Origin of the sequence: Microbacterium sp., assembly GCF_051953575.1 — a bacterium.
Taxonomy (GTDB): domain Bacteria; phylum Actinomycetota; class Actinomycetes; order Actinomycetales; family Microbacteriaceae; genus Microbacterium.
Map to the genome: position 1 here is coordinate 1 of NZ_JBQCIP010000277.1, position 7502 is coordinate 7502.

At 69.6% G+C, this 7502-nt stretch carries 7 protein-coding genes; 6 read left to right on the forward strand and 1 reads right to left on the reverse strand.

The features are described 5' to 3' along the window. The 6 genes from ACTHNQ_RS17220 to ACTHNQ_RS17245 form a co-directional block, all read left to right on the forward strand. Window positions 1-586: ACT domain-containing protein (locus ACTHNQ_RS17220; protein ID WP_440335176.1), on the forward strand; the 586-nt coding region annotated here is incomplete at its 5' end. A gap of 5 nt (window positions 587-591) precedes the next feature. Beyond that, complete coding sequence (locus tag ACTHNQ_RS17225; protein ID WP_440335177.1) at window positions 592-1107, forward strand: GNAT family N-acetyltransferase; 516 nt, start codon at window positions 592-594, stop codon at window positions 1105-1107. A gap of 116 nt (window positions 1108-1223) precedes the next feature. Further along, window positions 1224-2294, forward strand: a complete 1071-nt coding sequence (locus ACTHNQ_RS17230) for an aspartate-semialdehyde dehydrogenase (RefSeq protein ID WP_018172651.1) — start codon at window positions 1224-1226, stop codon at window positions 2292-2294. Between the two features lie 128 nt (window positions 2295-2422). Beyond that, window positions 2423-3937: a malate:quinone oxidoreductase gene (locus ACTHNQ_RS17235; RefSeq protein WP_440335178.1), complete on the forward strand. Its 1515-nt coding sequence runs from the start codon at window positions 2423-2425 to the stop codon at window positions 3935-3937. A gap of 32 nt (window positions 3938-3969) precedes the next feature. Beyond that, window positions 3970-6003, forward strand: coding sequence for a DUF2207 family protein (locus ACTHNQ_RS17240; RefSeq protein WP_440335179.1), 2034 nt, complete (start codon window positions 3970-3972; stop codon window positions 6001-6003). Between the two features lie 18 nt (window positions 6004-6021). Continuing rightward, window positions 6022-6669, forward strand: a complete 648-nt coding sequence (locus ACTHNQ_RS17245; protein ID WP_440335180.1) for a thymidine kinase — start codon at window positions 6022-6024, stop codon at window positions 6667-6669. A gap of 4 nt (window positions 6670-6673) precedes the next feature. Here ACTHNQ_RS17245 and ACTHNQ_RS17250 read toward each other — a convergent pair. Next, window positions 6674-7502 (reverse strand): DUF1295 domain-containing protein (locus ACTHNQ_RS17250; RefSeq protein ID WP_440335181.1); only part of this gene is annotated, 829 nt, incomplete at its 5' end.

Here is a 7502-nt window from a genome sequence, read left to right on the forward strand (position 1 = left end):
CTCGGGCGTGGGAACCTACGTGCTCGGCCCGGGGATGACCGCTCCCGACGGCCAAGAGGGAGAAGAGATGGAAGAGCCCATCGTCGCCGGAGTCGCCACCGACCTCGGCCAGGCCAAGATCACCGTCATCGGCGTGCCGGATGTGCCCGGCAAGGCCGCCGAGATCTTCAAGGTCGTCGCGAAGTCCGGCGCCAACGTCGACATGATCGTGCAGAACGTGTCGGCGGCGACCACCGGCCGTACCGACATCTCGTTCACGCTGCCCAAGACCGACGCCGCGACCGCGCTCAAGGCGCTCGCGGCCGACCAGGCCGACATCGGGTTCGAGAGCCTCGTCCACGATGACCAGATCGGCAAGCTCTCGGTCGTCGGCGCCGGCATGCGCACGCACTCCGGTGTCTCGGCGACGCTGTTCGAGGCGCTCAGCGTCGCGGGCATCAACATCGAGATGATCTCGACCTCCGAGATCCGCATCTCGGTCGTGGTCCGCGGCGACGACCTCGCCGAGGCGGCGCGCGTCGTGCACACGGCCTACGGCCTCGACGGCGACGTCGAAGCGATCGTTCACGCCGGCACCGGCCGCTGAACGGCGTGCTCGCCGCCCTCGACCTGCCGGTCACGCTCGCCACGCGCGACGGCGACGTCACGCTCCGCGCCGCCGAGGCTGATGACCTCGAGGCGCTCATGGCGCTGCTGTCGGACGATCCCATCAGCGCCGCCCGCGGCGACAACGGTCTCGACGAGCTCCGTCCTGCGTACGGCCGGGCGCTCGCCCGCATCCAGTCGGATCCGTCGAACACGCAGCTCGTGGTGACGGACGGCGACCGCCTCATCGGCACGATGCAGCTGACCGTCATCCCGGGCCTCGCCCGGGCCGGCTCCGACCGCCTGCAGGTCGAGACGGTCCGTGTGGCGAGCGATCGCCGCTCGTCCGGGATCGGCGCGGCCATGATGCGCTGGGTGGAGGAGGTCGCCGCTCCCGTGCTCGGAGCCCGTCTGATCCAGCTCACGTCCGACGCCGCGCGGGTCGACGCCCACCGCTTCTACGAGCGCCTCGGGTACACGCCGTCTCACGTCGGCTTCAAGCTGCGGGTGCCGGCGGCCTGACGGCGGCGCGATGTAACGGCGGGCCGGGGTGGTCCGCCCCGGCGGTAGAATCGCCCAAACCCCGCGCGTCCGACGATGCCCGCGCGTCCGCTCCATGCCCCGCTGAGGAACCCGTCATGACCCGCATCTCCGATTCAGGACTCTCCGTCGCCGTCGTCGGCGCCACCGGCCAGGTCGGCGGTGCGATGCTCGACATCCTCGAGGAGCGCGGCTTCCCGGTGCGTGAGATCCGCGCGTTCGCGACGGCCCGCTCCGCCGGTTCGGACGTCGTCTTCCAGGGCAAGGCCGTCACCGTGGAGGATGTCGCCACGTCGGACTTCGCGGGGATCGACATCGCCCTGTTCTCCGCCGGCGCGACCGGCAGTCGCACGTACGCTCCGCGGTTCGCCGAGGCCGGTGCGATCGTCATCGACAACTCGAGCGCGTGGCGCATGGACCCGGACGTGCCGCTGGTGGTCAGCGAGGTGAACCCGCACGCGATCGCCGAGGCGCGCAAGGGCATCATCGCGAACCCCAACTGCACCACGATGGCCGCGATGCCGATCCTCAAGGTCCTCGACGCCGAGGCCGGACTCGAGCGCCTCATCGTGAGCACCTACCAGGCGGTGAGCGGCTCCGGCCTCGCAGGTGTCCAGGAGCTCCTCGGCCAGCTCGAGGGCGTGCTCGCCCAGGGCGACGTCGAGCGTCTTGCCCGAGACGGCGCGGCCCTCGACTTCCCCCAGCCCGAGAAGTACATCGCTCCCATCGCGTTCGACGTCATCCCCTTCGCCGGCAACCTGGTCGACGACGGCGACAACGAGACGGACGAGGAGAAGAAACTCCGCAACGAGAGCCGCAAGATTCTCGAGCTCCCCGACCTCCGCGTCGCGGGCACGTGCGTGCGGGTCCCCGTCCTCACCGGCCACTCGCTGTCGATCAACGTCGAGTTCGCCCGTGACATCACGCCCGACCGCGCACGCGAGGTTCTTGCCTCGGCGCCCGGCGTCAAGCTCGAAGAGGTGCCCACGCCGCTCCAGGCCGCCGGCACCGACCCGAGCTACGTCGGACGCATCCGCGCCGACCAGTCGGCACCCGAGGGCAAGGGCCTTGTGCTGTTCATCTCGAACGACAACCTGCGCAAGGGCGCCGCTCTCAACGCCGTGCAGGTCGCCGAGGTCGTCGCCGCGAAGCTGGGCGCCAACGCCTGACCCGATCAGCTGTGACGAAGGGGATGCCGCGACCCGCGGCATCCCCTTCATACATGGTGGACAGCGCAGCACGCTCGGCTGGCCGTCGCGGCGACGTCGGCGGTGTGCGGGCGAACTAGGATTGTGGGGTGACCGAAACGCCCGCTGAGTCCACGAACCCGCACGCGCCCCACGTCGAAACCGTCGATGTGCTGCTGATCGGCGGCGGGATCATGAGCGCGACGCTGGGCACGCTGCTGCACGAGCTGCAGCCGGACCTCAAGATCGCGGTGTTCGAGCGCCTGAGCGATGTCGCTCTGGAGAGCTCGAACGCGTGGAACAACGCCGGCACCGGCCACGCCGCGCTGTGCGAGCTGAACTACATGCCCGAGGGCAAGGACGGCTCGGTCGACCCGGCGAAGGCGATCTCGATCAACGAGCAGTTCCAGCAGAGCCGCCAGCTGTGGTCGTCGCTCGTGGACGCTGGCGTGCTCGACGCACCCACCACGTTCATCAACTCGACCCCGCACATGACCTTCGTGCGCGGCGAGAAGGATGTCGCATACCTCAAGAAGCGCTACGAGGCCCTCAAGGACCAGCCCCTGTTCGAGGGCATCGAGTACAGCGAGGACTCGCGCGTCATCAACCAGTGGGCGCCGCTGCTCATGCAGAAGCGTCGCAAGGGCGAGCCGTTCGCGGCGACGCGCATGCCCGCGGGCACCGACGTCGACTTCGGCGCACTCACGCGTCAGCTGCTCGATCGCCTCGCCGACGCCGGTGCCGATGTGCGCACCAACACCGAGGTGCGCAAGCTCAAGCGGCTCCCGGATGGCACGTGGCGCGCCAAGTACCGTCGCACGGTCGGCCGCACCCCGGGCGAGATCCGGGCCAAGTTCGTCTTCGTCGGAGCGGGCGGCTGGGCGCTGAAGCTCCTGCAGGGCTCGGGCATCCCTGAGATCGCGGGCTACGGCGTGTTCCCGATCGGCGGGCAGTTCCTCAAGACCTCCGACCCCGCGATCGTCGCGCAGCACAAGGCGAAGGTGTACTCGCAGGCGTCGGTGGGCGCACCGCCGATGTCGGTGCCGCACCTCGACACGCGCGTCGTCGACGGCGAGGCATCCCTGCTGTTCGGTCCGTTCGCGACCTTCAGCCCGAAGTTCCTCAAGAACGGCTCGTGGTTCGACATCGTCGGCCAGGTGCGCCTGCACAACCTCGGCCCGATGCTGAAGGTCGCGTGGGACAACCCGAGCCTTATCACGTACCTGCTCAGCGAGCTCGTCAAGAACCACCACCGCAAGGTCGATGCGCTGCGCGTGTTCATGCCGACGGCGAAGGACGGCGACTGGACGCTCATCCAGGCCGGCCAGCGTGCCCAGGTCATGAAGAAGGATCCCGAGAAGGGCGGCGTGCTGCAGTTCGGCACCGAGGTCGTCACCGGCGCGGACGGCACGATCGCTGGTCTGCTCGGCGCCTCGCCGGGTGCCTCGACGGCCGTCTCGATCATGCTCGGTCTGCTGAAGACGTGCTTCCCCGACCGCATCGCCGAATGGGAGCCGCGGCTGCGCGAGCTGATCCCGAGCTACGGCGAGACGCTCAACCCGCGACCCGAGGTCGCGCGAGAGCTGCTGGACGAGACCGCCGAGACGCTCGCCCTCACGGCCTGAGCCCAGGCCACCCCACCCCCTAGGGTGGGGGCATGCGTGAACGGCTCACCTGGCGGTTCTGGGGCGTCGTCATCGCCCTCGTGGCGGTTCTTGCGGTGGCGGGCGCCCTGGCGATCCTTCGCCCGACGACGGCCGCCGACAGCGCGGGTGTCGCCGCACGGGCGGGCTCGTCGTCCGCCGCGGCGCTGCGTGTGGCGGGGTCGGTCGACGAGTTCTCGTACGACGCGTTCGAGGGGGACTACTGGCTCGGAAGGGATGCCGGCGGCCGGAGCCAGCTGTACACGACGGAGCGGATCGTCGCGCACTTCCCGGACTTCGACCAGAACAAGGGCATCGTGCGGTGGATACCGAAGGCGGACTCCGGCATCGCGCACGACCCCGAGGTGCAGGGCGTCACCGACGCCGCGGGCGGGGCCGTCCCCTGGTGGACCGAGGAGGACGACGACTTCGTCTACGTGCTCACCGGCGACGACACGTACGTGCATGGACCGCAGACGTACGTGATCTCGTACACGATGAGCGACGTCGTGCTGCGGTTCGAAGACACGGCCGCCGACGAGTTCTACTGGGACACCGTGGGCACCGACCACGCGCAGCCCTTCGCAGACGTGCGGGCGAACGTGCACATCCTCGGCGACGCGGCGGACGGCCTGCTTCCCGACCGTGCGTTCTGCTACACCGGGCCTGTGCAGTCCACCGAGCAGTGCGCCATCGAGGCGACGGAGGGTGTCACCGTGCCCGACACGGTCGCCGTGTGGGCGGCGGGCCACGGCATGTCGGGCACGGCCGACACGCAGTCGTCGTTCACGGCCGGCGACACCGGCCTCGGCCCGGATGAGAACGTCACCGTCGCGATCGGCTTCGAGCTCGGCACCTTCGTGGCCCCGTCGCCGCCTCCTCCGCCCCCCTACCCCTGGTGGGAGTGGATCCTCCCCGTGCTGGGCCTCCTCGCGGGGTTCGGCGGGCTGGTCTTCGTGCTGGTGATGAAGCGGTTCCTGCGCCGCAATCCCGACCGCTCGCCGGTGATCGTGGAGTACACGCCGCCGGTGGACGAGTCGCCGACGCTGTCGGCAGGCGTGCTCGGAGTGCCGGCCAAGGCCCTCGCCGCCCATGTCGTCGACCTCGCCGTGCGCGACAAGGTCGAGATCACGGCATCCGGCGACCGCTCCGACGCCGACGACTTCCACGTCGTCCTCCGGGACGCGGAGGGACTCGAGCACGACGACCGGCGCATCGTCACGACGCTGTTCGGAAAGGATGCCGCACCCGGCGATCGCGTCGACCTGGGCGCGTTCGCCGAGAAGCCCCCGGTGCGTGCGGTCACGTACGTGCGGCGTATCGAGGACTCGACGGTCGACCGAGGCTACCGCAGCCGCACGCCGGGCTGGGTGGGTGCGGTGCGAGGGCTGCTGCAGTTCGGCGGACTCGCGGTCGCCGTCGTGATGACGTTCTTCCTCGACGCGGTCCCCTCGGTGCTCACCGATCTCGGCGCACTCGGCGGCTGGATCAACTTCCTGTCGATCGCCAGCGCGTTCGGCGCCTTCATCGTGCTGCCGTGGTTCGGCTTGCCCAAGACCACGCTCACCCTGGCCGGGGGGCGCCACAAGACGTACCTGGAGGGCATCCGGGAGTATCTGCGTCTGGCCGAGGAGGACCGGCTGCGCGCCGCGCAGACGCCGCAGACCGCCGATCTGGTGTCGGCGGGGCGCCGCGCCTACGGCGACGCGTCGAACGCGCCGGGTGCGGAGGTCGTGAACCTGTACGAGCGGCTGCTGCCGTACGCGGTGCTGTTCGGGATGCAGCGGGAGTGGGTGCGGGTGATCCAGGCCGCCGCACCGGCCGAGGTTCCGGCGACACGGGTCGCGCTATTCGACTCCGTGACGTCCAACTCGCTGTCGGACGCCTCGTCGTCGATCGGCCGCCTGGCTGCGACCCCGGTCTCCAGCGGCAGTTCGTCCAGCTCGTCGGGCTCGTCGTTCTCCAGCAGCTGGTCGTCGTCGGGCGGCTCGTTCGGGGGCGGGTTCTCCGGCGGTGGCGGAGGAGGCGGAGGCTTCGGCGGACGCTGAGCCCACTACGCTCGATCCGTGGCCAAGCTCTACTTCCGATACGGCGCGATGAACTCCGGCAAGTCGACGTCGCTGCTCCAGGCCGCGTACAACTACGAGGAGCGCGGCCAGCACGTGCTGCTGGCCAAGCCCGCCATCGACACCAAGGGCGCCGACCAGATCGACAGCCGGCTGGGCGTCAAGCGCACCGTCGACTTCCTGGTGCACCCGGACGACGACATCCGTGCTCTGTTCGCTGAGCATCGTGCGCGTGTCAAGGCTGAGGCGGCAGGCACCCTCGTGCCCGAGGCGCTCGAGCACGAGGTCGATGTCGCGTGCCTGCTCATCGACGAGGCGCAGTTCCTCACGCGCGAGCAGGTCGACGACCTGCTGCGTATCGTAGTGTTCGACGGCGTGCCGGTGCTCGCCTACGGCATCCGCACCGACTTCCAGACGCAGGCCTTCCCGGGGTCGGCGCGACTGCTCGAGCTGGCCCACAGCCTCGAAGAGCTCAAGACCATCTGCCGCTGCGGACGCAAGGCGCTCTTCAACGCCCGCCTCGTGGGCGGCCGCTTCGTATTCGACGGCGACCAGGTGGCGATCGACGAACTCACCGCCGACCGGATCACGTACGAGTCGCTGTGCGCCGAGGACTACCTCCGCGCGTCCGGCGGCCGCCTGGAGTAGGCGTTCAGGCCGTCTCGGGGGCTTTCGAGCCCCGGCGGCGGGGGAGCGGCACGAGCATCGACGTCGTGCGCTGATACTCCCGGTACGCCGGGTACTTCGCCGACGAGATCGACTCGGTGAAGATCGTCGAGCCGATGAACAGCACGCTCAGCAGCGCGGCGCCGACGATCGTCCAGTTGAGCCAGCTGCCGCCGTCCGCGACGAGCGCGACGGCGCCGATCGCATAGAAGGCCCACCACTGCGCCTGCTCGAAGAAGAAGTTCGGGTGGCGGCTGTAGGCGAAGAGTCCCGTCGTGAGGAAGCCCGGCTCCAGCGTTCCGCCCGCGGCCTTCTTCGCCTGGTGGAACCGCCACTGCTGCTGATCCGCGACGGTCTCGCCGACCAGGAACGCGACGAACAGCGCCGCGAAGACGGCATCCCATCCATTGAAGGGCGAGGGATGCTGCCACGCGATGTAGGCGGGAAGCGTGATGAGCACGAGCAGAGCGCTCTGGTACAGGACGATGAAGAACAGGTTGAACAGCTGGAACTGCCAGCCGGTCATGCGCCCGCGCAGGATCGCCCACCGGTAGTCCTCCATGCCGGTGTAGCCGCCCTTGCGCGCGAAGTTGAAGGTGAGCCGTGCGCCCCAGGCGGTGACGACGATCGCCATCAGGAGCAGGCGGGTCGCGTCGAGTCCGTCGGCGAGGGCCGCGATCGCGAAGATCCACACGTAGATCACCGGCACGACCGACCACAGCCGGTCGATCCACGATGTCTCTTTCGTGACGAGCGACATGAACCAGCAGAAGGCCGCTGCGATGCCCGCGACGATGAGGACGAGGAGGAGGGGA

Coding starts and splice junctions, on each gene's coding strand:
- ACTHNQ_RS17240 (WP_440335179.1), top strand. CDS start 3,970: ATGCGTGAACGGCTCACCTGGCGGTTCTGGGGCGTCGTCATCGCCCTC.
- ACTHNQ_RS17230 (WP_018172651.1), top strand. CDS start 1,224: ATGACCCGCATCTCCGATTCAGGACTCTCCGTCGCCGTCGTCGGCGCC.